This is a genomic window from Rhizobium sp. LjRoot98, assembly GCF_964252935.1.
Classification (GTDB): Bacteria; Pseudomonadota; Alphaproteobacteria; order Rhizobiales; family Rhizobiaceae; genus Pararhizobium.
This window is the reverse complement of the sequence record NZ_CAXUPW020000001.1, coordinates 259,030-282,905: the sequence shown is the minus strand read 5'-3', so window position 1 is coordinate 282,905 and position 23,876 is coordinate 259,030. Positions and strand designations below refer to the sequence as shown.

Annotated in this window: 23 protein-coding genes; 8 read left to right on the top strand and 15 right to left on the bottom strand. The window is 60.7% G+C overall.

Annotated elements, in window-relative coordinates; all coding sequences use genetic code 11:
- Positions 1–64: 64 nt before the first annotated feature.
- The 3 genes from ACSQ3J_RS01365 to ACSQ3J_RS01355 form a co-directional block, all read right to left on the bottom strand.
- Complete coding sequence (locus ACSQ3J_RS01365) at positions 65–352, bottom strand: type II toxin-antitoxin system RelE/ParE family toxin (RefSeq protein WP_436038530.1); 288 nt, start codon at positions 350–352, stop codon at positions 65–67.
- Positions 353–357: 5 nt separating this feature from the next.
- The gene (locus ACSQ3J_RS01360; protein ID WP_060503566.1) at positions 358–594 is read right to left on the bottom strand and encodes a hypothetical protein; all 237 of its coding nucleotides are present in this window, start codon (positions 592–594) and stop codon (positions 358–360) included.
- Between the two features lie 117 nt (positions 595–711).
- Positions 712–1,332, bottom strand: coding sequence for a TIGR00730 family Rossman fold protein (locus tag ACSQ3J_RS01355; RefSeq protein WP_082512060.1), 621 nt, complete (start codon positions 1,330–1,332; stop codon positions 712–714).
- Positions 1,333–1,590: 258 nt separating this feature from the next.
- Here ACSQ3J_RS01355 and ACSQ3J_RS01350 point away from each other — a divergent pair, with 258 nt between their 5' ends.
- Together ACSQ3J_RS01350 and ACSQ3J_RS01345 are read left to right on the top strand one after the other, a co-directional pair.
- On the top strand, positions 1,591–3,456 hold the full coding sequence (locus ACSQ3J_RS01350) for a LysM peptidoglycan-binding domain-containing protein (protein WP_436038529.1): 1,866 nt from the start codon (positions 1,591–1,593) through the stop codon (positions 3,454–3,456).
- Between the two features lie 205 nt (positions 3,457–3,661).
- Positions 3,662–5,548, top strand: a complete 1,887-nt coding sequence (locus ACSQ3J_RS01345; RefSeq protein WP_436038528.1) for an ABCB family ABC transporter ATP-binding protein/permease — start codon at positions 3,662–3,664, stop codon at positions 5,546–5,548.
- Between the two features lie 3 nt (positions 5,549–5,551).
- Here the strand turns inward: ACSQ3J_RS01345 and ACSQ3J_RS01340 are convergent, their stop codons facing one another.
- Entirely contained in the window at positions 5,552–6,199 is a 648-nt protein-coding gene (locus ACSQ3J_RS01340) for a VOC family protein (RefSeq protein ID WP_436038527.1), read from the bottom strand.
- A gap of 193 nt (positions 6,200–6,392) precedes the next feature.
- Between ACSQ3J_RS01340 and ACSQ3J_RS01335 the strand changes: the two genes are divergently transcribed.
- Together ACSQ3J_RS01335 and pssA are read left to right on the top strand one after the other, a co-directional pair.
- Positions 6,393–7,091 carry a phosphatidylserine decarboxylase gene (locus tag ACSQ3J_RS01335; RefSeq protein WP_060503562.1) on the top strand — a complete coding sequence of 233 codons (699 nt, stop codon included), beginning with the start codon at positions 6,393–6,395 and terminating at the stop codon, positions 7,089–7,091.
- 32 nt (positions 7,092–7,123) lie between these two features.
- Positions 7,124–7,981, top strand: a complete 858-nt coding sequence (gene pssA / locus ACSQ3J_RS01330) for a CDP-diacylglycerol--serine O-phosphatidyltransferase (RefSeq protein WP_436038526.1) — start codon at positions 7,124–7,126, stop codon at positions 7,979–7,981.
- An 88-nt stretch (positions 7,982–8,069) separates the two neighbouring features.
- Here pssA and ACSQ3J_RS01325 read toward each other — a convergent pair whose 3' ends face one another.
- From ACSQ3J_RS01325 to ACSQ3J_RS01295, 7 genes are all read right to left on the bottom strand, one after another.
- A complete protein-coding gene (locus ACSQ3J_RS01325; protein WP_060503561.1) occupies positions 8,070–8,810 on the bottom strand; it encodes an SDR family NAD(P)-dependent oxidoreductase in 741 nt (246 codons plus the stop codon).
- Between the two features lie 129 nt (positions 8,811–8,939).
- The gene (gene purF / locus ACSQ3J_RS01320; RefSeq protein ID WP_060503560.1) at positions 8,940–10,430 is read right to left on the bottom strand and encodes an amidophosphoribosyltransferase; all 1,491 of its coding nucleotides are present in this window, start codon (positions 10,428–10,430) and stop codon (positions 8,940–8,942) included.
- Between the two features lie 153 nt (positions 10,431–10,583).
- Positions 10,584–11,198 carry a CvpA family protein gene (locus ACSQ3J_RS01315; protein ID WP_060503559.1) on the bottom strand — a complete coding sequence of 205 codons (615 nt, stop codon included), beginning with the start codon at positions 11,196–11,198 and terminating at the stop codon, positions 10,584–10,586.
- Between the two features lie 143 nt (positions 11,199–11,341).
- On the bottom strand, positions 11,342–12,745 hold the full coding sequence (gene radA, locus ACSQ3J_RS01310) for a DNA repair protein RadA (protein WP_436038525.1): 1,404 nt from the start codon (positions 12,743–12,745) through the stop codon (positions 11,342–11,344).
- Positions 12,746–12,924: 179 nt separating this feature from the next.
- Entirely contained in the window at positions 12,925–14,085 is a 1,161-nt protein-coding gene (gene alr, locus ACSQ3J_RS01305) for an alanine racemase (protein WP_060503557.1), read from the bottom strand.
- A gap of 130 nt (positions 14,086–14,215) precedes the next feature.
- The gene (locus tag ACSQ3J_RS01300; protein WP_060503556.1) at positions 14,216–14,863 is read right to left on the bottom strand and encodes a TerC family protein; all 648 of its coding nucleotides are present in this window, start codon (positions 14,861–14,863) and stop codon (positions 14,216–14,218) included.
- Positions 14,864–14,997: 134 nt separating this feature from the next.
- Complete coding sequence (locus tag ACSQ3J_RS01295) at positions 14,998–16,500, bottom strand: replicative DNA helicase (protein ID WP_060503555.1); 1,503 nt, start codon at positions 16,498–16,500, stop codon at positions 14,998–15,000.
- A gap of 356 nt (positions 16,501–16,856) precedes the next feature.
- Between ACSQ3J_RS01295 and ACSQ3J_RS01290 the strand changes: the two genes are divergently transcribed.
- The 3 genes from ACSQ3J_RS01290 to ACSQ3J_RS01280 are packed head-to-tail and all read left to right on the top strand — an operon-like array spanning position 16,857 to position 20,055.
- Complete coding sequence (locus ACSQ3J_RS01290) at positions 16,857–17,300, top strand: MarR family winged helix-turn-helix transcriptional regulator (RefSeq protein ID WP_060503554.1); 444 nt, start codon at positions 16,857–16,859, stop codon at positions 17,298–17,300.
- 7 nt (positions 17,301–17,307) lie between these two features.
- On the top strand, positions 17,308–18,981 hold the full coding sequence (locus ACSQ3J_RS01285) for an MFS transporter (protein ID WP_060503553.1): 1,674 nt from the start codon (positions 17,308–17,310) through the stop codon (positions 18,979–18,981).
- 18 nt (positions 18,982–18,999) lie between these two features.
- A complete protein-coding gene (locus ACSQ3J_RS01280) occupies positions 19,000–20,055 on the top strand; it encodes an HlyD family secretion protein (protein ID WP_060503552.1) in 1,056 nt (351 codons plus the stop codon).
- A 108-nt stretch (positions 20,056–20,163) separates the two neighbouring features.
- On the opposite strand, the gene rplI is transcribed toward ACSQ3J_RS01280, so the two are convergent.
- The 4 genes from rplI to rpsF all read right to left on the bottom strand — a co-directional run bounded on the left by rplI (position 20,164) and on the right by rpsF (position 22,648).
- Entirely contained in the window at positions 20,164–20,739 is a 576-nt protein-coding gene (rplI, locus tag ACSQ3J_RS01275) for a 50S ribosomal protein L9 (RefSeq protein WP_060503551.1), read from the bottom strand.
- Between the two features lie 25 nt (positions 20,740–20,764).
- The gene (locus tag ACSQ3J_RS01270) at positions 20,765–21,742 is read right to left on the bottom strand and encodes a DUF2232 domain-containing protein (protein WP_060503550.1); all 978 of its coding nucleotides are present in this window, start codon (positions 21,740–21,742) and stop codon (positions 20,765–20,767) included.
- 201 nt (positions 21,743–21,943) lie between these two features.
- Positions 21,944–22,192, bottom strand: coding sequence for a 30S ribosomal protein S18 (gene rpsR / locus ACSQ3J_RS01265; protein WP_037107250.1), 249 nt, complete (start codon positions 22,190–22,192; stop codon positions 21,944–21,946).
- 12 nt (positions 22,193–22,204) lie between these two features.
- On the bottom strand, positions 22,205–22,648 hold the full coding sequence (gene rpsF, locus ACSQ3J_RS01260; RefSeq protein ID WP_037107253.1) for a 30S ribosomal protein S6: 444 nt from the start codon (positions 22,646–22,648) through the stop codon (positions 22,205–22,207).
- A 603-nt stretch (positions 22,649–23,251) separates the two neighbouring features.
- Here rpsF and ACSQ3J_RS01255 point away from each other — a divergent pair.
- Positions 23,252–23,842 (top strand): ankyrin repeat domain-containing protein, encoded by a 591-nt coding sequence (locus ACSQ3J_RS01255; protein ID WP_060503549.1) that lies wholly within the window; start codon positions 23,252–23,254, stop codon positions 23,840–23,842.
- The last annotated feature ends 34 nt before the right edge of the window (positions 23,843–23,876 follow it).

Here is a 23,876-nt window from a genome sequence, read left to right as displayed (position 1 = left end):
TTTGCGGGTTTGCGTGGCGCGATGAGCCTGGAGACATCCTGATCCCGATGGATCCGGACGTGCGTTAAGCGTCTTCCTGCCATTCACGGGCGCCATGCTGGACGAAGAGTATTTCTACCTGCGTATCTCCGACGCGGTAGGCAACAATGTAGGGCGTGCCGGGAATGACGAGTTCCCGCGTCCCGCGAATTTCGCCACGGCGTCCGATGAAAGGATTGCTGGACAGCAGCCTTTCTGTTTTTGCGTGAATGTCGTTGACGATGCGCGCAGCGGCCCGTGGGTTTCGCGTGGCAATGTAATCACCGATGCGGCTAAGCTCGAGCAGATAGCGTTTCGTCCATACGATCCGCACGGCCCTTATGCCTGGTTGTACTTGTTCAGAACCGCTGCAATGTCCTCCGAGGTGGCGAAATTGCCACGATCGGCTTCTTCGATGCCGTCCTGCACGCCTTCAACCCATTTTTCCTGCCAGGCAAGGGAGCGGCCATGCGATAGCGCATCCTCAATGATCTGCTGGCGCGTCAAAGCTGACCGGGCAGCCAGCTTATCGATGCGGCGGCTTAAATCTTCGGAAATGCTGTTTTTGTCGCTCATCAAAATATATTTCCGGCACACCTTGTTCTACCGCCAGAGTACAACTCTGCAGCCGGTCGATCAATACGGGCAGGAACCGGCCGAATGGTCTCGTCAAATACCATTGCGCCGCGACGATTACAGCTTGGCGATGATGCCGTCGTCGCCGTCGCGGTCGACCTGGCTGGCCCAATGGGCAAGCAGGGCCGGAACGACTTCGTCGGCGCTGTCGATGACCAGCGGCTGGACGAGGTGGGCGGTGTGGATGAAGCCGCTGTCGGCCATATGATGGATCAGCTTCATCAGCGGATCCCAGAAGCCGTTGATGTTGACCAGCACGATCGGTTTGCGGTGGCGGCCAAGCTGCGCCCAGGTCATGACCTCGACGATCTCCTCGAGCGTGCCAATGCCGCCGGGCAGGGTGACGAACGCATCCGAACGCTCAAACATCTTGTGTTTGCGCTCATGCATGTCCGGCGTCACGATCAGTTCGCTGAGCTGCCCCAGCGAATGGCGGGTGGCCTCCATATCCATCAGGAATTCTGGTATAATACCTGTCACGCGGCCGCCATGCGAAAGAACGCCGCTTGCGACGGCTCCCATGATGCCTTTCGTGCCGCCGCCATAGACGAGGCGAAGGTGATTTTCGGCGATGGATTTGCCGAGAATCCGGCCGGCGTCCATGAAGGACGGATCGCGTCCGGGCTGGGAGCCACAGTAGACGCAAACGGATCGAATCGGGATGTTTTTCTCGCTCATGCCCCAAAGAGACACCGTGGGCAGGATGCGTCAAGAAAAATGACGGGAAACGGGGCTTTCGGCCGGTCTGAACATGCGGCGATGCTTGTGGAAAACCTCGGGAATCGTTAGCATTTTTTAAGCTTGAGCTGACGTTATAGTGAGGTTGATTCCGTTCAACAGCAACTGACGGAAAGCTGCTGGCAGTAAGGCTTGGAAAAAGCTGCCCTTCTGCGCCCATGCCGGGCGTAGGCGGTTCCGGGCCATTTGGAGATGTGCATGATGAAGAACAAGGCCGGCTGGGTGGCTCTTATCGTCCTGGCAATTGCGACACTGCTGATGATTTTCTTTGTCATGCCCAATATCAACGGCAGTAAGGACAAGGTCACGGCGCAAGCTCCGGCGCAAACGCCAGCAGATACCGCCGATAGCAAAACGGCAGACGCCAAGCCGGCAGACGCCAAGAGTGCGCGCCCGGCCGCCGCAGGCGACACCGCGACTGCGACCGATGCCAAGCCCGCCGATGCGGCTTCTGCGTTGACCGTACCTGGTTTCGACGTGCTGCGCGTCGAGCCCGATGGTTCGACGGTGATTGCAGGACGGGCACAGCCCAATACCAAACTGGAGATCGTCAACGGCGAAACAGTCGTTGCGACTGCAGATGTCGGTGCGACCGGCGATTTCGCTGCGATCTTCGATAATCCGCTGCCGGCAGGCGACTATCAGTTGACGCTGCGCAGCATCGGTGAAAACGGCGTGACCACGCCCTCGGATGAAGTCGCAACCGTCTCGATCCCGAAAGACAAGACAGGCGAATTGCTCGCCATGGTCTCCAAGCCCGGTGAGGCCAGCCGTATCATCACCAAGCCGGTAGCAGGCGCCGCCGCCGTTGCTTCCGGTCAAGTGGCTAAAGCCGAGCCTTCACCGGCGGTTGCACAGACCGCGACGGATGTCGCTCAGCCTGCCGGTACGGCAGTTTCCGCTCAACCTCCGGCGACAGGCGATGCGGCTGCCGCCGCAGCAACCGGCGACAAATCGGTCGTTGGCGTTTCAGCCGTCGAGATTGAAGGCAAGAAGATTTTCGTGGCCGGTAACGCCAAGGCGGGTGCGCTGGTGCGCATCTACGCCGACGACACGCTGGTCGGGGAAACCAAGACCGACGAGCAGGGCCGCTTCGTCGTCGACGGCACGATCGAGCTGCCTGTCGGCAACCACACGATACGTGCCGACATGATGGGCGCTGATGGCAGCAAGGTCGAGTTGCGTGCCGCCGTGCCGTTCGATCGTCCGGCCGGTGATCAGGTGGCAGCCGTGGCGCAGGGTAACGCACAGGGTTCCGTCGTACCGCTCGAAGGCGGCAGCTTCGATGGCTTGCGCCTGGAAGCGACCAAGGCTTTGAGCCTGCTGAAGGGCCTGTTTGCGGGTGGCAAGGTGCCGTCGGCAGAAGAACTGGCGGCGGCGCGTTCGGCGACAGAAATCGCTCTGAAGTCGCTCGCCGATTTCAAGGTTGCCGACAATCTGGATGCGAATGTCAAGGAAATGGCGGCCAAGACCGCCTCGGCCGCCACGGATGCGCTGACCATGCTGAAGGCGCTCCCCAAGGATGCGGCAAGTGTGTCTGCATCGCTCGGCAAGATCGAGACTGCGGTCGGCTCGGCCTTGATGCCGCGCACTGATGGTACGGGTAACGATGCCGTTGCCAGCCAAACCGCGACACCGGCGCCTTCCCAGGATGCTGTCGCTGCTGCAGGCACGGCACCGGCTGAAAGCAGCGATGCAGCCAAGCCTGCGACGACGGAGACGGCACAGAAGCCTGCCGCAGAGTCAGGCACTGCCGCTACGGTAACCGATGATGCCTCCGCTGCCACCGGCCAAGCATCTGCCGAACCGGAAACCGTCCAACAGGCACCGTTGCAGCAGAGCAAGACCTCGGTGATCATCCGCCGCGGCGATACGCTCTGGCAGATTTCGCGCCGCGTCTATGGCGCCGGTGTCCGCTACACGACGATCTACCTTGCCAATGAGGACCAGATCGCCGATCCCGACCGGATTCTGCCGGGCCAGATTTTCGGCGTGCCGGACAAGGCGATGTCGGAAGCCGAATCGGAAGAGATGCACCGCAAGCATGTGAAGCATCTGCCCTGACCGGTTTTTTACGTGCCGCTCCATTGCGGCCGCCGATGATAAGACCTATCTCAAACATACAGCGGCGCCTTGAAAGGGGCGCCGCTTTTGATTGAAAGTAACTTCTGCGCGCCACCTCCTCGATGTCCTTCATTGTCGTGACATCCAAGACGCGCAAGGACTGCCGCGTGTAACGTGCGGCTGGTGAACGAAGGCGGGACAGGACGTGGCAGCGCAAAAGAAAACGGTATCGGCGGATTCAGGCAATCCGCTGCAGACGATCATCAATCTCTGGCCTTACATGTGGCCGAGTGACCGCATGGACCTGAAGATGCGCGTCGTCTGGGCGACGGTCATCCTGCTGGTCGCCAAGGTCGTGCTGCTGCTGGTGCCCTATTTCTTCAAATGGGCGACCGATGCGCTGAACGGCAAGACCGATATCGTCGGTGTTCTCCCTGTCGTGTTCACGGGCGCCGTCATGCTGGTGCTGGCCTATAATCTTGCCCGCCTGTTGCAAGCGGGGTTGAATCAGCTGCGCGATGCGCTGTTTGCCAGCGTCGGCCAGCATGCTGTGCGCCAGCTTGCCTATCGCACCTTCGTCCACATGCACCAGCTGTCGCTGCGCTTCCATCTGGAACGGCGCACCGGCGGCCTGTCGCGCATCATCGAGCGCGGCACCAAGGGCATCGAAACGATCGTCCGCTTCACCATCCTCAACACGGTGCCGACGCTGATCGAGTTCCTGATGACGGCGGTGATCTTCTGGTGGGGGTACGGGTTCAGCTACCTGCTGGTCACGGCCGTCACTGTCGCCCTCTATATCTGGTTCACCATCAAGGCCAGCGACTGGCGTATTGCGATCCGCCGCTCGATGAACGACAGCGATACCGACGCCAACACCAAGGCGATCGATTCTCTGTTGAACTTCGAAACCGTAAAGTATTTCGGCAACGAGCAGATGGAAGCCCAGCGCTTCGATCAGTCGATGGAGCGCTACGAGCGTTCGGCGACGCAGGTCTGGACGTCGCTTGGCTGGCTGAACTTCGGACAGGCGGTGATTTTCGGCGCAGGCACCGCGGTGATGATGGTCATGTCCGCCCTGGCGGTGCAGCGCGGCGAACAGTCGCTCGGCGATTTTGTCTTCATCAACGCCATGCTGATGCAGCTTTCCATTCCGCTCAATTTCATCGGCTTCGTCTACCGCGAAATCCGTCAGGGCCTGACGGATATCGAGCAGATGTTCGACCTGCTGGAAGTCGAGGCAGAGGTCGTAGATAGCCCGGATGCCAAGGAACTGGCGATCGACAAGGGCGCCATCGCCTTCAAGGATGTGCATTTCGCCTATGACCCGGCCCGGCCGATCCTCAAGGGCATCTCTTTCGAGGTGCCGGCCGGAAAGACGGTCGCCGTCGTCGGTCCCTCGGGTGCCGGAAAATCCACCTTGTCGCGGCTGCTCTACCGGTTCTACGACGTGCAGGACGGTTCGATCACCATCGATGGTCAGGACGTGCGCGACGTGAAGCAGAAGAGCCTGCGCGCCGTCATCGGCATGGTGCCGCAGGATACGGTGCTGTTCAACGACACCATCGCCTACAATATCCGCTACGGTCGCATCTCCGCCACGCAAGCGGAGGTCGAGGCGGCAGCCGACATCGCCCAGATCGGCGGTTTCATCAAGAGCCTGCCGGAAGGTTATGGTGCCATGGTCGGTGAGCGCGGCTTGAAGCTGTCAGGTGGCGAGAAGCAGCGCGTGGCGATCGCCCGCACCGTTTTGAAAAGTCCACCGATCCTGATTCTCGACGAGGCAACTTCGGCGCTCGATACCCGCACCGAACAGGAAATCCAGACGGCCCTCGACATCGTCTCGCAGAACCGCACGACGCTGGTGATCGCCCACCGGCTGTCCACCGTCATCCATGCCGATGAGATCATCGTCCTGAAGGACGGCGGTATCGCCGAGCGAGGCACCCATGGCGAACTGATCGACCGAGACGGTCTCTACGCCTCGATGTGGAACCGTCAGCGCGAGGCAACGCAGGCGGAAGAGACCCTCAAGAAGGTACGCGAGAGCGACGATCTCGGCGTCATCGTTCGTGGCCCGGCAGCAGTCTGAGCGTCAGCCGCCCGGTCCTGCAAACAGAATCAGATTGCCGTTCGGATCAAGCACGATGAAAGTCCGTGCGCCCCAAGGCTGCGTCTTCAATGTCTGGTGAAAGGTAATCCCGGCCGCCTGATACTCGAGGAAGAGTGCCTTGATATCAGCGGCGCTGTCGAGCGTTATCGCCGCCGACAGAAGTTCCTCACGCTGGCGGATATCGCCCACGAACACAGGCTCTGAAACAAGCCGAAAGCAAAGCCGCGCCTTGTCTCGTTTAACGATGCCGAAGAATGGCGGATCACCATAGGAGAAATCGACGGCAAAGCCGAGTTTTCCGGTGAAGAAACTGAGGGATGCGGCGAAGTCGGAGACATAGAGAACCGCCTCTGTCCCGCTGAGATAGGGACGTTCAGAGATTGTCCCGGTGGGATTGTTCATGGCGTGGGTTCCTGTCGTCAGCGCCTCCCATCGCTCAAATCCATTCTGGCGGGCAACAAGCTCCTGTGCATCGGCCAGCGAGAACGGTGCATCCAGTACGTCGCGGTCAGCGAGATGCCTGAAACGGGGCTGGGTGGCGCGAATGACCGCCGCCACGGGATGGTGCCGTTCACGATGCCAGCGCAGATATCGCTTGGCCTGCTTCTTCAGGTTTTCGATGTTTGGCATGGGCGCAACTACGGTTTCTGTCGTAGGTGGGCATAGCCCCTTCGGCTCCTGCCGATGCGCCCTACAGCAACAAGGAGATTTTCTTTCGTCGCACGTAGATTGTCAACATGGCTGCAAAGCAACCGCCCCGCATTGCTCCCGCCATGTTTTCAGGTTAGGTCGATGGCGTTAAATTTGCAGGAGATGCCGTAAGATGAGCTTGATCAACACAGTGCGCAACACACTGGTTCCGGTGCACAAGGAAGGTTATCGCTTTATTGCCGGTTTCTTCGTTGTTTCGCTGGTTCTCGGTTTCCTCTGGGAGCCACTGATGTGGGTCGGCTTCATCCTGACAGCCTGGTGCGCGTATTTCTTCCGCGATCCCGAGCGTATGACGCCGCTCGACGACGATCTGGTGATCAGCCCGGCCGATGGCCGCGTCTCGTCGATCGCGATGATGACGCCGCCGGAAGAGCTTGGCCTTGGAACGGTGCCGATGCTGCGCATCACCGTGTTCATGAATGTCTTCAATTGCCATGTGAACCGTGCGCCGATGCGCGGCAAGATCAGCCGGATCGCCTACCGGGCCGGTAAATTCGTCAATGCCGAACTCGACAAGGCGAGCCACGAGAACGAGCGCAACGGCCTCGTCATCGAAACCACGCATGGCGACATCGGTGTCGTCCAGATTGCCGGCCTTGTTGCCCGGCGCATCATGTGCTGGTCGGCCCCGAACGACACGCTGCAGGTGGGCGAACGGTTCGGCCTCATCCGCTTTGGCTCGCGCCTCGATGTCTTCCTGCCGGAAGGTGCCGAGCCCCGCGTCAGCCTTGGCCAGACGGCCATTGCCGGTGAAACCGTTCTGGCGGAATTCGGCTCTGCCAAGGGACCGGTCATCAGCCGTCGCGGTTGATGCAAGAGGCGAAAGCGAAACAGGAGCAGATCATGGAAACGCCCTTTCCGCCCTTTGACCCGCACGGTCCGAACGACGACGAGGCCCGTGGCCCGCGCCTTCGAGAAATTCCGTTGCGGCTGCTCGTGCCCAACCTGATTACGGTGCTTGCCATCTGTGCCGGGCTTTCCGGCATTCGTCTCGCCTTCGAAGGCCGCTTCGAGCTTGCCGTTGCCATGGTGCTGGTCGCAGCCTTCCTCGATGGTATCGACGGGCGCGTCGCCCGTCTCTTGAAGGCAACGTCGAAGTTCGGCGTGCAGATGGATTCGCTCGCCGACATCGTCAATTTCGGCGTCGCGCCGGCACTCGTCCTCTATGCCTATGTGCTTGATCAGGCACGGTCGTTTGGCTGGATCGCCGCGCTGATCTACGTCATCGCCGCCGGTCTTCGTCTGGCCCGTTTCAACGTCATGGCCGAGCGCGACATCAAGGCCAAATGGCAGTCGGAATATTTCGTCGGTGTGCCGGCCCCGGCCGGAGCCATGCTGGTTTTGCTGCCCGTCTATCTTGGGCTGCTGGGCGTCGAGACGGACCGTGTCCTCGGCTTGATTTCGTCCGCCTACACCGTCCTCATTGCCTTCCTGCTCGTCAGCCGTCTGCCGGTCTGGTCGGGCAAGTCGGAAAACCGCGTCCGTCGCGATCTGGTTCTGCCGGTCATTCTGGTTGTTGTGCTCTATGTCGCAACGCTGATGAGCTTTACGTGGGAAACGATGGCCATTACCGCCGTCGGCTATCTGCTGACGCTACCGTTCGGCGCGCGCGCCTGGCACCGCAAATATGGCAGCAAATGGCCGGGTCACCCCGATCATTCGCAGCCCGGAGAAGATGGCCTGCCGGGCGACAAGACTTAGACATGACATTGAGTTCATAGAAAATGCCGCCGGCAACGTTGTTGCGGGCGGCTTTTTTGTGCCGGCGTTCACGCAGCTGCGAAGAATCTCAATCCGGCAGGCGGTAGTCGGCGATGCGGTTTTCGCGGACGATGAAGAGCTTGCCGGTCTCCGTCTGATCCGGACCAACCAGCGGCAGCAACTTTGCGGCCACCTCGGACGGATGCGGTACAGTCGACGGGTCTTCGCCTGGAATGGCCTGTGCCCGCATGGCAGTGCGGGTGGCGCCGGGATCGACCGAGAGGATGCGCAAGGGCAGGCGCTGCGTTTCCCCGGCCCAGGTGCGGGCCAGCGCTTCGACGGCGGCCTTGGAGGCGGAGTAGGGTCCCCAGAAGGGCTTGCACTTATGGGCGGCGCTTGACGACAGGACCAGCGCGCGTCCGGCATCGGACTGCTGCAGCAGCGGATCAACGGACCGGATCAGCCGCCAGGTGGCCGTGACGTTGACGGTCATCACCTTTTCAAACACCTTGGCCTCGACATGGCCGACCGGCGAGATGACGCCAAGCACGCCTGCATTGGCGACGAGAATGTCGAGCTTGCCCCAGCGTTCGTTGATGGCGCCGCCGAGCTTGTCGATCGCTGCCATATCTGCAAGGTCGAAAGGAACCAGCGTTGCGGGCAGGCCGCCCGCGGACTTGATTGCGTCATCGAGATCTTCCAGGCCGCCGACCGTGCGGGCGCAGGCGATGACCTGTGCGCCGGCTTTCGCCAGTTCAAGCGCTGTGAAATAGCCGATGCCGCGCGATGCGCCGGTAACCAAGGCGATGCGGCCCTTGAGATCGATCATGTCTGGGTGGCTCCGAATTCATTGATGCGGGCTTGCTGTGCCACACGTCCGGCGTCCGACGCAAGCCGGGAACCGAATGTTGAGGGCGCAGGCGCGATCCTCAAGCCCTTTCGGGCTCAAGGAAGGGGATCAGCCATTGCTGGCGAGCATGGAGAGTTTCGGGCTTACGGCTTCACCATTCTTGTCGAGCAACCGCGTCGGATAGTCGCCGGTGAAATAGTGGTCGGTAAACTGCGGGCGGGCATTGTTGCGGTCTTCACCGCCGACGGCACGGTACAGGCCATCGATCGTCAGGAACTCCAGCGAATCGGCGCCGATGAATTTCGCCATCGCCTTGATGTCGTTGTACTGGTTGGCGAGCAGCTTTTCGGCATTCGGCGTGTCGATGCCGTAGAAATCCGGGAAGAAAATCATCGGGCTGGCAACGCGGATGTGAACTTCGGTTGCGCCGGCATCCCGGATCATCTGGACGATCTTCAGCGAGGTTGTGCCACGCACGATCGAATCGTCGACGAGCACGACACGCTTGCCTTCGATCATCGCGCGGTTGGCCGAATGCTTCAGCTTGACGCCGAAGGCGCGGATTTGCTGCGTCGGCTCGATGAAGGTGCGGCCGACATAGTGGTTGCGGATGATGCCGTATTCGAACGGAATGCCGCTCTGCTGGGCATAGCCGAGCGCTGCGGGCGTACCGCCATCCGGCACCGGGACGACGACATCGGCCTCGACCGGCGATTCCTTGGCAAGGTTGATGCCCATGTTCTTGCGGGCCACATAGACGCTACGGCCGCCGACCACAGAATCGGGACGGGCAAAATAAACATATTCGAACAGGCAGAGCCGCTCCGGCTGCGGATTGACGGGCTTGCGCGCATCGATCTGGATCGAGCCATCGGCCTGGATCTCGCAGATGATCACTTCGCCGTTCTCGACGTCGCGGATGTATTTTGCACCGATAATGTCGAGTGCACAGGTTTCCGAGCAGAAGATCGGCTTGCCGTCGAGTTCACCCATCACCAGCGGCCGGATGCCGGTGGGGTCGCGGGCCGCGATCAGCTTGGTGCGGGTCATGGCCACCATTGAATAACCGCCTTCCATCTGGCGGATGGCATCGATGAATCGGTCGGCTGTCGAGGTGTGGCGCGAGCGGGCGATGAGATGAAGGACGACTTCGGTATCCGATGTCGACTGACAGATGGCGCCGGTGGCGATGATCTGGCGGCGCAGCGTCAGGCCGTTGGTGAAGTTGCCGTTATGGGCAATGGCGATACCACCGACTTCGAGTTCGGCAAACAGCGGCTGCACGTTGCGCAGCGCCACTTCGCCGGTGGTCGAATAGCGCGTATGGCCGATGGCAATCGAGCCGGGCAGCTTTGCGAGAACTGCGGGGTCGGTATAGTGGTCGCCGACCAGGCCCATGCGCTTTTCGGTATGGAACTGCTTGCCGTCGAAGGTGACGATACCGGCGGCTTCCTGGCCGCGATGCTGCAGGGCGTGCAGCCCGAGCGCCGTCAGCGTCGCGGCATCCGGGTGTCCCAGAATGCCGAACACGCCGCATTCTTCATGCAGCGTGTCGCCGTCGATCTCATCGTGAATTTCTGCGGCTCGCAAATGGGTCATCGCTGTTGGCCTTTGTGTTAACGGCTGGAACGCGTTTGGCATATCGTATCGGGTCTTGCGGCCTTCAAGCCGTCATGACTTGAAGGTTTCGCACATCATCATTGCAAAATGCACAGAGCCCGCCGGAGCGGGCTCTCATTTTAGCATCCGGCCTTAGCCGTTGGTAGCTGCGCCATTGGTGGCGGGCGTTTCTTCGGCCGGGGGCTGAGTGGTCGCGCCAGCAGGGGCCTCGTTTTCGCCTTCGCCGGTCGTGTCCTTGCCGCGCAGGCGGTCGAGAATGGTGGCATCGGCATTTTCAGGCAGGAGCGCGATCAGCTTGCCGCCGAGATTGTCGAGCAGCGGCTTGGATTTTGCGGTTGTGACCCAGACCGGCTGCTGCTGCGGGGCGACCAGCCAGTTGAAGAACAGCATGGCGACGACGACGAGCAGGACGCCACGCGCCGCGCCAAACAGAAACCCGAGTGTCCGGTCCAGCGCGCCGATGCGGCTGTCGATGATGAAATCGGCGATCCGCATGGTGATGAAGGAGACGATGATCAGCGCGACGAGAAAGACGACGCCGGCCGAGCCGATCATCGCGACTGTATCGCTGCTGGTATAGTTCTTTGCGTAAGGCAGGAGGTATGGGTAGAGGAAATAGGCGGCAGCTGCAGCGCCGACCCAGCTTGCGACCGACAGAACTTCCCGGGAAAAACCGCGAACCATCGCCAGAATGGCCGAGAAGAGCGCGACGCCGAGAACGATACCGTCGAGAATTGTAATGGGCATATTGTCCTACTCCGAAACCGCCTTGAGACGGCCCCACGCTGATTTTTCGCGAACCATATATGATGACGCGAGGGGCGTCTTTCGATGGTCCATGATTGAACACTGTTTTCACCGGAATTCGCCATTTTTAAGCGGCAATTTCCTCAATCATCATTGTCCGCCTGCTTCAAGGCTCCCTTCGAGCCGGCAATGCGCGCCACCAGATCCGGCAGGCTTTCCATCTCCGCCCAACTCATGCCGTTGCCCTTGGGCAGGTCGGCGGAGGCGGAAGGCAGGACGGCCTGTGAAAAGCCGAGTTTTTCGGCTTCTTTAAGGCGCTGGGCGGTATGCGCAACCGGCCGGATGGCCCCGGACAGACTGACTTCGCCGAAATAGACGCAATCGGAGGGAAGGGCAAGACCGGCAAGCGAGGAAACCAATGCGGAAGCGACCGCAAGGTCTGCCGCGGGCTCCGAAATCCGGTATCCACCGGCAATATTGAGATAAACGTCGTGCTGACCGAGCCGGACCCCGCAATGGGCCTCGAGCACCGCAAGTATCATCGACAGCCGTGCCGAGTCCCAGCCGACGACGGCGCGGCGCGGCGTTCCAAGCGATGTTGGCGCCACCAGCGCCTGGACTTCGACCAGCACGGGCCGTGTCCCCTCCATGCCGGCAAAGACTGCGGCACCCGGCGATTTCGCGTTACGCTCGCCGAGAAACAGTTCGGACGGATTGGTGACTTCGCGCAGTCCCTTGTCGGACATCTCGAACACGCCGATCTCGTCGGTCGGGCCAAAACGATTCTTGACGGTGCGCAGAATGCGGTAGTGATGGCCGCGGTCGCCTTCGAAATAGAGTACGGCATCGACCATGTGTTCGACGACGCGCGGACCGGCGATCTGGCCTTCCTTGGTGACATGGCCGACCAAAACGATGGCGGCCCCCGTCTGCTTGGCAAAACGGATCATCGCCTGAACGCCGGTGCGCACCTGCGTCACCGTGCCGGGTGCCGAATCGGCCGTGTCGCTCCAAAGCGTCTGGATCGAATCGATGATGGCGAGGTCCGGCCGCTTACCTTCGCCGAGTGTGGCAAGGATATCCTCGACGTTGGTTTCGGCAGCCAGAAGTACCTCGGTATCGGCAGCCCCCAGCCGTTGTGCCCGGAGCCGCACCTGCGCCACGGCCTCTTCGCCCGAGACATAGATGATCCTGTGACCGCGCCGCGAGAGAGCCGCGGCCGCCTGCATCAGCACCGTCGATTTGCCGATGCCGGGATCACCGCCGATCAGCACGGCCGAACCGCGCACGAACCCGCCGCCGGTTGCCCGGTCAAGCTCGGAAATCCCCGTCTGAATGCGCGGTGCATCCTCGATCTCGCCCGATAGCGTGGTGAGCGCAACGGGACGGCCCTTCTTCGGCGTCCGGCCAGGCCCGCCGCCGATTCCGCCCATCGGGTCTTCCTCGACGATCGTGTTCCACTGGTTGCAGCCTTCGCATTTCCCCACCCACCGGGCGTGAACGGTTCCGCAGTTCTGGCAGATGAATTGTGTCCGGGCTTTCGCCATCAAATTTCGCTTTCGGGGAAGTCTTCGGAGGTCATGTCCTGGCGGCCGTGAAGGATGCGGACAGGTGAGACGCGAGGATGGGGCGGCGGGAGGTCAGGTTGCAAAAATAGCGATGATCTCCTTTTGTTCCAATCTATAACATCACTTTCCCGATTCCAAGCCGCAATCTCGAAAAGCTATCAGGCCTCGATATACGCCCGCTCATACCGGCTCCCGAGGCTCGTCAGCATCTCGTAGCCGATCGTGCCACCGGCGCGGGCAACGTCATCGATGGCGACATGATTGCCGAACAGTTCGATATAGTCGCCGGGTCGAACGGCATTGTCAGCAAAATCAGTGATGTCGAACAGGCTGAGATCCATGGTGACGCGGCCGAGATGCGGCACCTTCTGTCCGTGCAGGAAGCCGTAGGCACCCGATGGTGTCGCCTGGCGCAGGGTGACGCCGCCGCCGGAGACCGAGCGGTGATAGCCGTCGGCATAGCCGATGGCGACGATCGCCACCCGGCTGTCGCGGGAAAACTGGGCCGAGCCGCCATAGCTTGCCGTGTCGCCGGTCCGTACACGGCGGATCTGCAGGATGCGCGCCTCGGCCGTCACCACCGGTTTCATCGGATTTTTCACGTCATTGACGGCTTCGCCGCCATAGGTAGCAATGCCCGGGCGGGTCATGTCGAAATGGAAATCTGGTCCCAGATGAATGCCTGCCGAATTGGCAAGGCTTGATTCGACGCCTTCGAAAGCGGCCGTAACCGCGCGGAATGATTCGAGTTGCCGGCGGTTGAGCGGATGCGCCTGATCGTCGGCGCAGGCGAGATGGCTCATGACCAGAATGGGCGAGAAGCTCGCGGGGCGAGCCGGATCACCGGCAAGTGCCAGTGCTTCGTCCAGCGTCAGCCCCAGGCGGTTCATGCCGGTATCGATGTGTAGGACGCAAGGATGATCGCCGCGCTCCGACAGCACCGACATGAAGAAGGCCAGTTGCTCCTCGGAATTGATGATTGGCACTAGACCATTGTCGAAGAATAGCTGCTCGTTGCCCGGCCACATACCGGCAAGAATATGGATGCGGCCATCCGGAACGATCGGGCGAAGCGCCACGCCTTCCTCGACACTGGCGACGAAGAAATCCCGGGCACCTGCGGCATAGAGCGTGCTTGCCGCAGGTTCGATGCCGATCCCATAGGCATTGGCTTTCAGCACCGCCGCGGCCCGCGCCTTGCCGGACAATTTGTCCATATGGCGCCAGTTGCTGGCGAGCGCACCGAGATCGATGGTCAGACGGTTGGACGCAGCCTCAAAGGCGGGATCGGCGAAGGGGGGAGTGTGCAAATTGGCCATGGCAAGAGAGATACAGCCAGATCGGGGCGGCTGCAATCGTCAGCACCATGCATCGGCCGGCACCGTGCGTTGTGTGGCCCGCGATCGCAACGGTTGCGATCACGGAAAGGGCGACGTTTCGCCCGCCGGATTACATCAGCGATGATGTGATCAGCGGTTCGACTTCCATGAAGCCTTCGTAGATCATCTTCAGCGCGACGAAGAGGATGATGGCAAGGCCAAGATAGGAAACCCAGGGGAAGCGGTGCAAAAGCTTGGCGATGTAGGATGCGGCAATGCCCATCAGCGCGACGGATACCGCAAGGCCGAGGATGAGGATGTTCGGATGCTCGCGCGCGGCACCGGCCACGGCCAGCACGTTATCGAGCGACATGGAAACGTCAGCGATGACGATCTGGATTGCGGCCTGCTTCAGCGTCTTGCGCGGCGCGCCGTTGCCGACTGTGCCGCTCTTGTCCATGTCTTCGCCGGTCAGCGTCTCCAGGCCCTCGTTTTCCTCCTTCGCGGACGTCCGCAGCTCGCGCCACATCTTCCAGCAGACCCACAGAAGCAGGATGCCGCCGACGAGCAGAAGACCGAGAATCTGTAGAAGCTGGGTGGCGAGAAGGGCGAAGATGATACGCAGGACTGTGGCTGCAGCGATGCCGATTAGGATCGCCTTGCCACGCTGTTCCTTGGGAAGACCGGCTGCCGCAAGACCGATGACAATGGCATTGTCGCCTGCGAGAACGAGATCGATCGCAAGCACCTGCAGCAGCGCGATAATAGCTTCCGTCAACTGATTTCTCCAGACTGCCCTTCGCGGCCAAGGGCTGCGAAGGCTTTGCTAAATTTCTTCCCGCTTAACCGCAAGTCTGGATATTTGCAACACGGCCAGCGGCCGTTGCCGGGGGAAGGGTCATTTTTCGCGGGTCACGGTTCCTCGTATTGGGTGAAGGACGGATCTGCCAGATCGGTGAAGCGGGTGAATTCCGACTGGAAGGCGAGCTTGACCGTGCCGGTCGGCCCGTGACGCTGCTTGGCGATGATCACGTCCGCCGTGCCCTTGACCGATTCGAACTTCTGTTTCCACTCTTCGTATTTCGGGTCGAACTCGTCGCGCGGTTCAAGGTTCTTCACGTAATATTCTTCGCGGAACACGAACAGCACGACGTCGGCGTCCTGCTCGATCGAGCCGGATTCACGCAGGTCGGAGAGCTGCGGGCGCTTGTCTTCGCGGCTTTCCACCTGACGGGACAGCTGCGACAGCGCGATGATCGGCACGTTCAGTTCCTTGCCGAGCGCCTTCAGGCCCGTGGTGATCTGGGTGATTTCCTGCACGCGGTTTTCGCCGGACTTTCCCGAGCCGGTCATCAGCTGGATATAGTCCACCACCAGGCAATCGAGGCCGCGCTGGCGCTTCAGGCGGCGGGCGCGGGCCGATAGCTGGGCGATCGAGATACCACCGGTCTGGTCGATATAGAGCGGCGTTTTCTGCATCGTCTGGGAAAAGACGACCAGCTTCTCGAACTCGGCTTCGGAAATATCACCGCGCCGGATTTTTGAGGACGAAACGTCGGTCTGCTCGGAGATGATACGCGTGGCCAGCTGTTCGGAGGACATTTCGAGCGAGTAGAAACCGACAACGCCGCCATTCTTCGCCTTGAAGGAGCCGTCTGCCTGGACTTCCGGTTCATAGGCATGCGCCACGTTCCAGGCGATGTTGGTGGCAAGCGAGGTCTTGCCCATGCCCGGGCGTCCGGCCAGAACGATCAAGTCGGAGCGTTGCAACCCGCCCATGCGGGCATCGAGCGACAGGATGCCGCTGGAAATGCCGGAAAGATGGCCGTCGCGCTCGAAGGCCTGTCCGGCCATGTCGATCGCCAGGGCCACGGCATCGTTGAACGCCTGAAAGCCGCCGTCGTAGCGGCCGGTTTCGGCAAGTTCGAACAGCCGGCGTTCGGCATCTTCGATCTGGCTCTGCGGCGGCATGTCGAGCGGTGCGTCATAGGCGATATTGACCATGTCCTCGCCGATGGTGATCAGCGAGCGGCGCAGCGCCAGATCGTAGATCGCCCGGCCATAGTCCTCCGCGTTGATGATCGAGACGGCTTCCGAGGCGAGGCGGGCAAGATACTGCGCCACCGTCATGTCGCCGACCTTCTCGTCGGCCTTCAGAAAGGTCTTGATCGTCACCGGATTGGCGGTCTTGCCCATGCGGATGATGTCGCCGGCGACCTCGAAGATTTTACGGTGCAGGGGCTCGTTAAGATGGACGGGCTTCAGAAAGTCCGAGACGCGGTAGAAGGCATCGTTGTTGACCAGGATAGCGCCCAGCAACGCCTGTTCCGCCTCAAGATTGTTTGGCGCTTCGCGATAGGCTGTGTCGCCCTGATCTTTCGTCATGGGTACAATTCTCCGCGCTGCTTCATTCATGGCGTTCCGCCTTTGTCTTTCGTCATTTTTGGTGTGCCACCGGTTTGAGCGGCTTGCTGCCAAGCGTCAATGACCTGGCTGCAACAGTGGCCGCCACAGTGGCAGTAGCGGCCAGCCGTCACCGTTGTTCACAGGGGCTTATGGGCGAACTCGAAAAATCTGTCGATAGCGCTATTTCCTGTTGACCGGATTCCTTTCGAATCGGCGTCCGGCAGTAGGTTGCGGTGTCTTACCCCGATCCATTGCAGTTCACACGGTTTTTACCTGAGACGGGATCAACAGCTTGAAAGACGGACCTCGATCGATTAAGTAGGACTAAAATAAGTAGTATGCTACTAATATGAAAAAGGTACGAAATGTTGAACTCCGCCGTCAATCGCGAACTCTTCGATGCGCTGGCTTCGGTGAACCGCAAGCTGCGGGCGCTGTTTGATGCGCGGGTGAAGGAGCGGGGGCTGACGCTGTCGCGTGCCAGAGCCCTGTTTGCCCTGTCGAAGCGCGATGGCCTCAATCAGCGCGAACTGGCCGACGAGCTCGGCATCGAGACGCCGACGATCGTGCGCCTGCTCGATGGTATGGAGAAGCAGGGGTTCATCGAGCGGCGGGTCGAGGCGAGCGATAGACGTGCCAAGCAGATCCACATGACAGCCCACGGCCGCGGCATCGCCGACGAAATCGACAAGCTCGCCTGCGAAATCCGTGAACAGGTGCTGGGCGGTGTCGATGCGCGGGACAAGGCGACAGCTTTGCAGGTGGTCAGCCTGATGAATGGCAATATTCTTGCCATCGGCCGGAACTGAGCTGCACATGAGCACGGTGGACCAGCGGATCGATGATGACAATGACATCGAGCGCGAACCGCCGGTCGCCGATCCGGTCCCACTCCCCATCCAGCCGCCGCCGGAGCCGATGAGCCCGGCGAGGGCTGCCATCTACATGGTGTCCTCGCTTCTCCTGTTTCTTACACAGGGCCTGGGCATGAACCTGCTCAACGCCAATATCTACCAGCTTCAAGGATCACTCTCGGCAACGACATCGGAAATCGCCTGGCTCTCGGCCGCTTACATGGCGCCCTATGCCTCGATGTCGATCGGGCTGTTCAAGATTCGCGCCCAGTTTGGCCTGCGGCGGTTTGCCGAACTCAGCATCATCTGTTTCGTTTTTGCGTCCGTCCTCAATCTCTTCGTCTCCGACCTGCATTCGGCAACCGTCGTCCGCTTCCTCAGCGGCATGGCGGCGGCGCCTCTGTCGACACTCGGCTTCCTCTACATGCTCGAAGCCTTCCCGCCGGCGCGTAAATTGTCGGTGGGGGTGAGCCTTGCCTTGATGAACACGACGCTCGCAGCGCCGATCGCCCGCATCATCTCGCCGCCGCTGATGGATCTCGGCGGCTGGCATGCGCTTTACACCTTCGAGATGGGGCTGGCATTGATGGCGCTGCCGGTCGTCTATCTTCTGCCGTTGACGCCGCCGCCACGTGCAAACGTCATCCAGAAGATGGACATTCTCAGTTATCTGTTGCTGGCCGTTGGTTTCGGTTGTCTGGCGGTCTTCTTGACGCTCGGACGGCTCTACTGGTGGTTCGAGGCGTCGTGGCTCGGTTTGCTTTTGGCCGGATCGATCGCAGCGTTGACGCTGATGGTGGCGCTTGAGTTGCCGCGTAAATTACCTTTGATCGATCTTCGCTGGGTGTTCTCGAAAGAGAACATGCATATGGCCGGCATCCTGCTTCTGTTTCGTGTTGTCAGTTCCGAGCAGACCACGACAGCGGCCAATTTCTACATGCAGCTGGGTTTGCTCAACGAGCAGACGCAGACGATGTACGCGATCATCCTGATGGCCTCGATTGCCGGCGGGCTAGCCTGCACGGTTCTGATGCTGACGAGATATGTCGAAACGGCGCATGCGCTGGCCCTGGTGTTGATCGCCACCGGCGCCTTTCTCGACAGCCAATCGACGAGCCTCACCCGGCCGGAGCAGATGTATCTTAGCCAGGCGATGGTGGCGGCGGGCGCTGCGATGTTCCTGCCGCCGGTCATGTCCCGAGGATTTGCTGCCGCCCTGGCCAGGGGGCCAGCTTTCATCGTCAATTTCCTGCTGATCTTCCTGTTCACCCAGAGCATCGGAGCGCTTTTGGCACAGGCGGCGCTCGGTTCTTTTGTCACCCTGCGGGAAAAATTCCACTCCAACGTCCTGGTCGAGCATATCCTGCTTACAAATCCCTTTGTGGCGCAGCGCGTGTCGCAACTCTCCGCCTCTTATGGCAAGGTCATCACCGACAAGTCGCTGCTGAATGCCGAAGGCCTGCAATTGCTTGGCCAGCAGGTGACGCGCGAAGCCAATATCCTTGCCTATAACGACGCCTTTCTCGTCATTGCCGTTGCCTCCGCCATTGGTCTTGTCCTGCTGCTCGGACATCTCGCTTGGCAGCGCCTCATTCCGCACAAAACAGCCGCGAGTGCGGTTGCCACCCAGTCCTGACACGCCCAGAGTTCATCCATGCTGAAGACATTTCGTTCCCCCGCGACCATCCTGACGCTCCTGGCAGGCCTTGCCGGCGTGCTACTGGTCCTCTACGCATGGCGCCTGCCGCCGTTTGCCACCACCGTAGAGATGACCGACAACGCCTACGTTCGCGGTTTTGTGACGATCGTCAGCCCGCAGCTGTCCGGCTATGTGGCAGCAGTCCCGGTCAAGGATTATGAGGCGGTCAGGGCAGGGCAGGTTTTGGTGAAGATCGACGATCGGATTTTTGCCCAGAAGCTGGCGCAAGCCAAGGGTACGCTGGACGCGCAGAAGGCGTTGCTTGCCAACTCATACCAGCAGGAGCTCTCGGCCAGGGCAAGCATCGTCGCCAGCGAAGCCCAGCGCGACATCACTGCCGCCGCGTTGACGAGGGCCAATCAGGCCTGGGTGCGGATTCAACCGCTGGCCGAAAAGGGTATCGCCACATCGGTCGATGTCGACACCGCTCAGGCAACGCTTAATCAGGCAAAGGCCGGTGTCGATCAGGCGACGGCGGCGATCGAGGTGTCTCGCCAAAATCTTGCCACCACGATCGGCTCCAGGGCAGGGCTCGAAGCCGGTGTGCGCAGCGCGGAAGCTGCCGTCCAGCTGGCGCAGATCGATCTCGACAACACCACGATCACCGCGCCGCAGGATGGCAGGCTTGGCGAAGTCGGCGCGCGGCTCGGGCAGTATGTGACGGCAGGCACGCAATTGATGGCCGTTGTGCCGAAGGATGTCTGGATCATCGCCAATTTCAAGGAAGCCCAGCTTGATGGGATGAAGATCGGCCAGCCGGTGGTGTTTACGGTGGATGCCCTTAACAAGGCGCGGTTGAACGGCCATGTCGAGCGCTTTTCGCCGGCGGCCGGCTCCGAATTCAGCGTCATCCGTGCCGACAATGCCACCGGTAATTTCACCAAGGTGGCCCAGCGTGTCGGCGTTCGCGTTTCGATCGATCCGGACCAACCGCTGGCAGCAGCTTTGGCGCCGGGCATGTCGGTGGAGGTCAGCGTCGACAAGGCGGCGGAACCGCAACTGCTAAAGTAATTGCCAATCAACCCTTGAAACGCGAAAGGCCCGCGATTTGCATCGCGGGCCTTTCGTTTTGCCGGTCTGGCAAGATAGGTGCCGCCGGTGCACCGATCGTTTTGACGATTACTCGTCTTCGCCTTCGAATTCGGCTTCCGGGTTGAAGAAGTCTTCCGGCTTCAGGGCGTCTTCGTCAACGCCGTAGATGGCGTCGGCCGACGTCAGGCTTTCGCCCTTGAGCTGACGCTCAGCTTCTTCAGCCGAACGGGCAACGTTCATCTGAACCTTGATTTCGACTTCCGAATGCAGGTGCAGGACAACGTCGTGCAGGCCGATGGTCTTGATCGGGTTGTTCAGGTCGACCTGGTTGCGGCCGATGTTGAAGCCTTCGGCAGCCAGAACGTCGACGATGTCGCGGGCAGCAACCGAACCGTAGAGCTGACCGGTTTCGCCGGCCGAACGGACGACGATGAAGGACTTGCCGCCAAGCGTTTCGGCGACAGCCTGGGCTTCGGACTTGCGCTCGAGGTTACGGGCTTCAAGCGTTGCACGCTCGGCTTCGAAACGCTTCTTGTTGGCTTCGTTGGCGCGCAGCGCCTTGCCGAGCGGCAGCAGGTAGTTACGGGCAAAGCCGTCGCGAACCTTGACGGTTTCGCCCATCTGGCCGAGCTTGGCAACGCGTTCGAGAAGAATGACTTGCATTGGTTTAGTCCTTTCGTGTGTCTGTTCAGAGGTCTTTAGTGTCAGTCTCAGTGGTTTTCCCTGCCGGTGACAGCGCGATGGCGCGCCGCGTGTCCATCAGACCCGACAGGAGAAAGAAGAATGCCGGGATCGTGAAGAGCAAAACCGACAGATAGCCAAGCCACAACACGGGAAGCCGCCAGGACTTGCCGCGTGTGCGGAAATGGAAGACGGCAAAGCCGGCCAGCATGAATCCGGCGCCGAATGTGCCGCAGATGAGGGCGCCGACGATTGCCGGAACGCCGCCCGTGAAGGCGAGCAAAAGGCCTCCGAGGAAGGCAAAGATCGAAAAGCGGTGCATGCGCAGCGTCGAGGGCATGTCTTCGCGCGGACGAAGGCTCTTGCCGGAGGTCTGGACGATGCGGGTGGCGATGTAATAGGCCGCAAACAGCATCAGCACCCAGATGGCGCCCTGAACCATAGGCAGGGCGACGGAAAAGATCGATTTGATCTGCGCGATCGAGGCGGCATCCGGATTATAGCCGGGTTCCTGCGCCTTCAGCGCTTCCATGACGATATCGATCATCCGGTCGGACATGGCGCCGTCGTAACCGATGATGACGCCGACGATGAGCATGCCGATCGTCACGAGGATGGCGAGATTGGTCAGGATATCCGAGAGCGGATACCAGGCCATTGCCCCATCAGGGCCGCCAAGCTCGGACGCCGGACGGGCGAGGTTGGCGAGGTGGCTGAGCCATGCGGCAGGGATCAGCGTGATGACGGCGATCAGAAGCGCGAAATAGGGGGAGACAAGCACGGTGCCGGTCAGGCCGGCAACGACGACGGCGGTGATCGCGGCGGTGTTGCCCCAGCCAAGGCCGGCAATCAGGATGGGTAGCGCGGACGCAGCGTAAAGCACGATTGCAAACGACGACTGCGTGTTCGCGCCAAGCGAAAGCAAGGCAGCGGTCACGCCGGCGAAAGCGCCGGTCAACAGCGATGTTTGGTTCAATGTCTTCACGGTTCGCTGTCCTGCTATCAAGCAGTTAGAGGCGTTTCTTGATTCAGAAACAAAGCCCCAACATGGGTTTTAGCGCTGAGTGCGCCGGTGTTTCCGATCCGCGCCCAACGCGGAAGGGAGAAGGTGAGGCGATGCCATCGGCTGTTCGCCTCACCTTGAGTCAGCTTCCGTTGAGTCAATGCCTCAACGGACGGTCAAGTCTTAGGACATGACGTAAGGCAGGAGGCCGAGGAAGCGGGCGCGCTTGATGGCCTGGGCCAGTTCGCGCTGCTTCTTCTGGGAAACTGCCGTGATACGCGAAGGAACGATCTTGCCGCGCTCGGAAATGTAGCGCTGCAGCAGACGGATGTCCTTGTAATCGATCTTCGGAGCGTTGGCGCCGGAGAAGGGGCAGGTCTTGCGACGGCGATGGAACGGGCGGCGTGCCGGAGCGGACAGTGTATCAGCCATGGTCTTCTCTCCTTATGCCCGGTCTTCGCGCGGACGGCGCGGACGGTCTTCACGATCACCACGTGGCGGGCGGTCGCCGAATTCGCGGCGCGGGCCACGATCGTCGCCATCGCGGCGCGGACGGTCGTCGCGGTCGCGCTTCTGCATCATGGCGGACGGGCCGTCTTCATGCTGCTCAACAGCGATGGTCATGTAACGAAGGATGTCTTCGTTGATGCGCATCTGGCGCTCGATCTCGTGAACGGCCGGTGCCGGAGCATCGATGTCCATCAGAACGTAGTGAGCCTTGCGGTTCTTGTTGATGCGGTACGTCAGGGACTTGAGGCCCCAGTTTTCGACGCGCCCGACTTTTCCGCCGTTAGCTTCCAGTACACCCTTGTACTGTTCGACGAGAGCGTCGACCTGCTGTGCGGAAATATCCTGCCGGGCAAGGAATACATGTTCATAAAGAGCCATGAGGCTTTGCCTTTCTTGCGTTAATCGTCACCCGGAAATCGGCGGCTAAGCCTCAACGACTGTTCAAGTGGCTGCGAGCAGCCGGCAAGAAAGTGTTGTTTCGAGACGGTCGAGAGCGGAGACACGGGAGGCTGGACCCCTTTAGGTCCTGACAGGTCTCTTAAGGGAAACCGGCCCTCCGTTCAGCCACCAGCCAGAAGACCGGGTGTTGCGAACAGCGCGCTTATACGCATTTTCGGGCAGGAAGCAAGGGGTGAGGGGAATTTAGGGGGCGGGCGGCCCTTCTTTCCTTTCCCCTTGTGGGGAGGGTGGCTTAACGGGCCGGGAGGGGCTTCTTGTGCTCCGCGCCTGTGGCCTTGCTGCTCCCTAATCCTACCCACAAGTGGAGGGAGTGGTCCGGTATCTGTCGCACCCACAACATGCATCGTCGCCGCGCGAAGGATCGCCGTGGGTTACGGGGATAATTTTTATCGTGGCGGGAACCGGATCGCCTCTGCCCAAAACGGCGACTTTCCCGTGCGATTCTTGTTCCAGGGGTACATTCATGATATCTTAAATACCCTTCGGCTGTTGCCAAACCAGAGCGGGATGGGTGGGTGAGAGATGAATTTTCTTTGCACTTCCGTTGTTGGGACCATGTTTTGGGCGTCGGTTGTATTGGCTGGCCCTTTGCACGATGCGGCCAAAAATGGAGATGTTGCGGGCACGAAACACCTGCTGGATCAGGGTGCTGATGTGGCGGAACCCGATGGCGCGGGCGATCCGCCGCTTGTTCTCGCATCGCTTGCCGGACATGCGGACGTCGTTGCCGTTCTGCTGGAACGCGGCGCTGACATCGAGGTGCGCAATAAAGGCGGACTGACTGCCTTGCATGCCGCTGCCTATGGCGGAAATCTTGATGTCGTGAAGCTACTTGTCGCGAAGGGCGCGGCCGTGAACGATAACAGGAATTTCTATCATATGACGCCGCTTCACGCGGCCGCCGAAGAGGGCCGCACGGATGTGGTCGCATTTCTGTTGGAGAGCAAGGCGGACATCGAGGCAAAGGAACGAAACGGCGTGACGCCTTTGACCCAGGCCGGTTGGCGGGAGCATTGGGAGGCCGCAGGCCTGCTTTTGAAGGCAGGCGCTGTCTGCCAGCAAGCCGGTATCGTTGGCGAGTGGCTCTACACCGAATGTACGAAACGAAAGTGAGTTTTCCTTCAAACCGCACGCCGGCCGGCCAAAC

What these genes read in the sequence shown, in the direction of transcription:
- pssA (WP_436038526.1), top strand. Translation starts at nt 7,124, where the DNA reads ATGGAAACGCCCTTTCCGCCCTTTGACCCGCACGGTCCGAACGACGAC.
- ACSQ3J_RS01340 (WP_436038527.1), bottom strand. Translation starts at nt 6,199, where the DNA reads ATGCCAAACATCGAAAACCTGAAGAAGCAGGCCAAGCGATATCTGCGC.
- ACSQ3J_RS01355 (WP_082512060.1), bottom strand. Translation starts at nt 1,332, where the DNA reads ATGAGCGAGAAAAACATCCCGATTCGATCCGTTTGCGTCTACTGTGGC.
- ACSQ3J_RS01360 (WP_060503566.1), bottom strand. Translation starts at nt 594, where the DNA reads ATGAGCGACAAAAACAGCATTTCCGAAGATTTAAGCCGCCGCATCGAT.
- ACSQ3J_RS01285 (WP_060503553.1), top strand. Translation starts at nt 17,308, where the DNA reads ATGAGCACGGTGGACCAGCGGATCGATGATGACAATGACATCGAGCGC.
- ACSQ3J_RS01325 (WP_060503561.1), bottom strand. Translation starts at nt 8,810, where the DNA reads ATGATCGATCTCAAGGGCCGCATCGCCTTGGTTACCGGCGCATCGCGC.
- alr (WP_060503557.1), bottom strand. Translation starts at nt 14,085, where the DNA reads ATGGCCAATTTGCACACTCCCCCCTTCGCCGATCCCGCCTTTGAGGCT.
- rpsR (WP_037107250.1), bottom strand. Translation starts at nt 22,192, where the DNA reads ATGGCTGATACACTGTCCGCTCCGGCACGCCGCCCGTTCCATCGCCGT.
- rplI (WP_060503551.1), bottom strand. Translation starts at nt 20,739, where the DNA reads ATGCAAGTCATTCTTCTCGAACGCGTTGCCAAGCTCGGCCAGATGGGC.
- ACSQ3J_RS01255 (WP_060503549.1), top strand. Translation starts at nt 23,252, where the DNA reads ATGAATTTTCTTTGCACTTCCGTTGTTGGGACCATGTTTTGGGCGTCG.
- ACSQ3J_RS01315 (WP_060503559.1), bottom strand. Translation starts at nt 11,198, where the DNA reads ATGCCCATTACAATTCTCGACGGTATCGTTCTCGGCGTCGCGCTCTTC.
- purF (WP_060503560.1), bottom strand. Translation starts at nt 10,430, where the DNA reads ATGACCCATTTGCGAGCCGCAGAAATTCACGATGAGATCGACGGCGAC.
- rpsF (WP_037107253.1), bottom strand. Translation starts at nt 22,648, where the DNA reads ATGGCTCTTTATGAACATGTATTCCTTGCCCGGCAGGATATTTCCGCA.
- ACSQ3J_RS01280 (WP_060503552.1), top strand. Translation starts at nt 19,000, where the DNA reads ATGCTGAAGACATTTCGTTCCCCCGCGACCATCCTGACGCTCCTGGCA.
- radA (WP_436038525.1), bottom strand. Translation starts at nt 12,745, where the DNA reads ATGGCGAAAGCCCGGACACAATTCATCTGCCAGAACTGCGGAACCGTT.
- ACSQ3J_RS01290 (WP_060503554.1), top strand. Translation starts at nt 16,857, where the DNA reads ATGTTGAACTCCGCCGTCAATCGCGAACTCTTCGATGCGCTGGCTTCG.
- ACSQ3J_RS01350 (WP_436038529.1), top strand. Translation starts at nt 1,591, where the DNA reads ATGATGAAGAACAAGGCCGGCTGGGTGGCTCTTATCGTCCTGGCAATT.
- ACSQ3J_RS01335 (WP_060503562.1), top strand. Translation starts at nt 6,393, where the DNA reads ATGAGCTTGATCAACACAGTGCGCAACACACTGGTTCCGGTGCACAAG.
- ACSQ3J_RS01295 (WP_060503555.1), bottom strand. Translation starts at nt 16,500, where the DNA reads ATGAATGAAGCAGCGCGGAGAATTGTACCCATGACGAAAGATCAGGGC.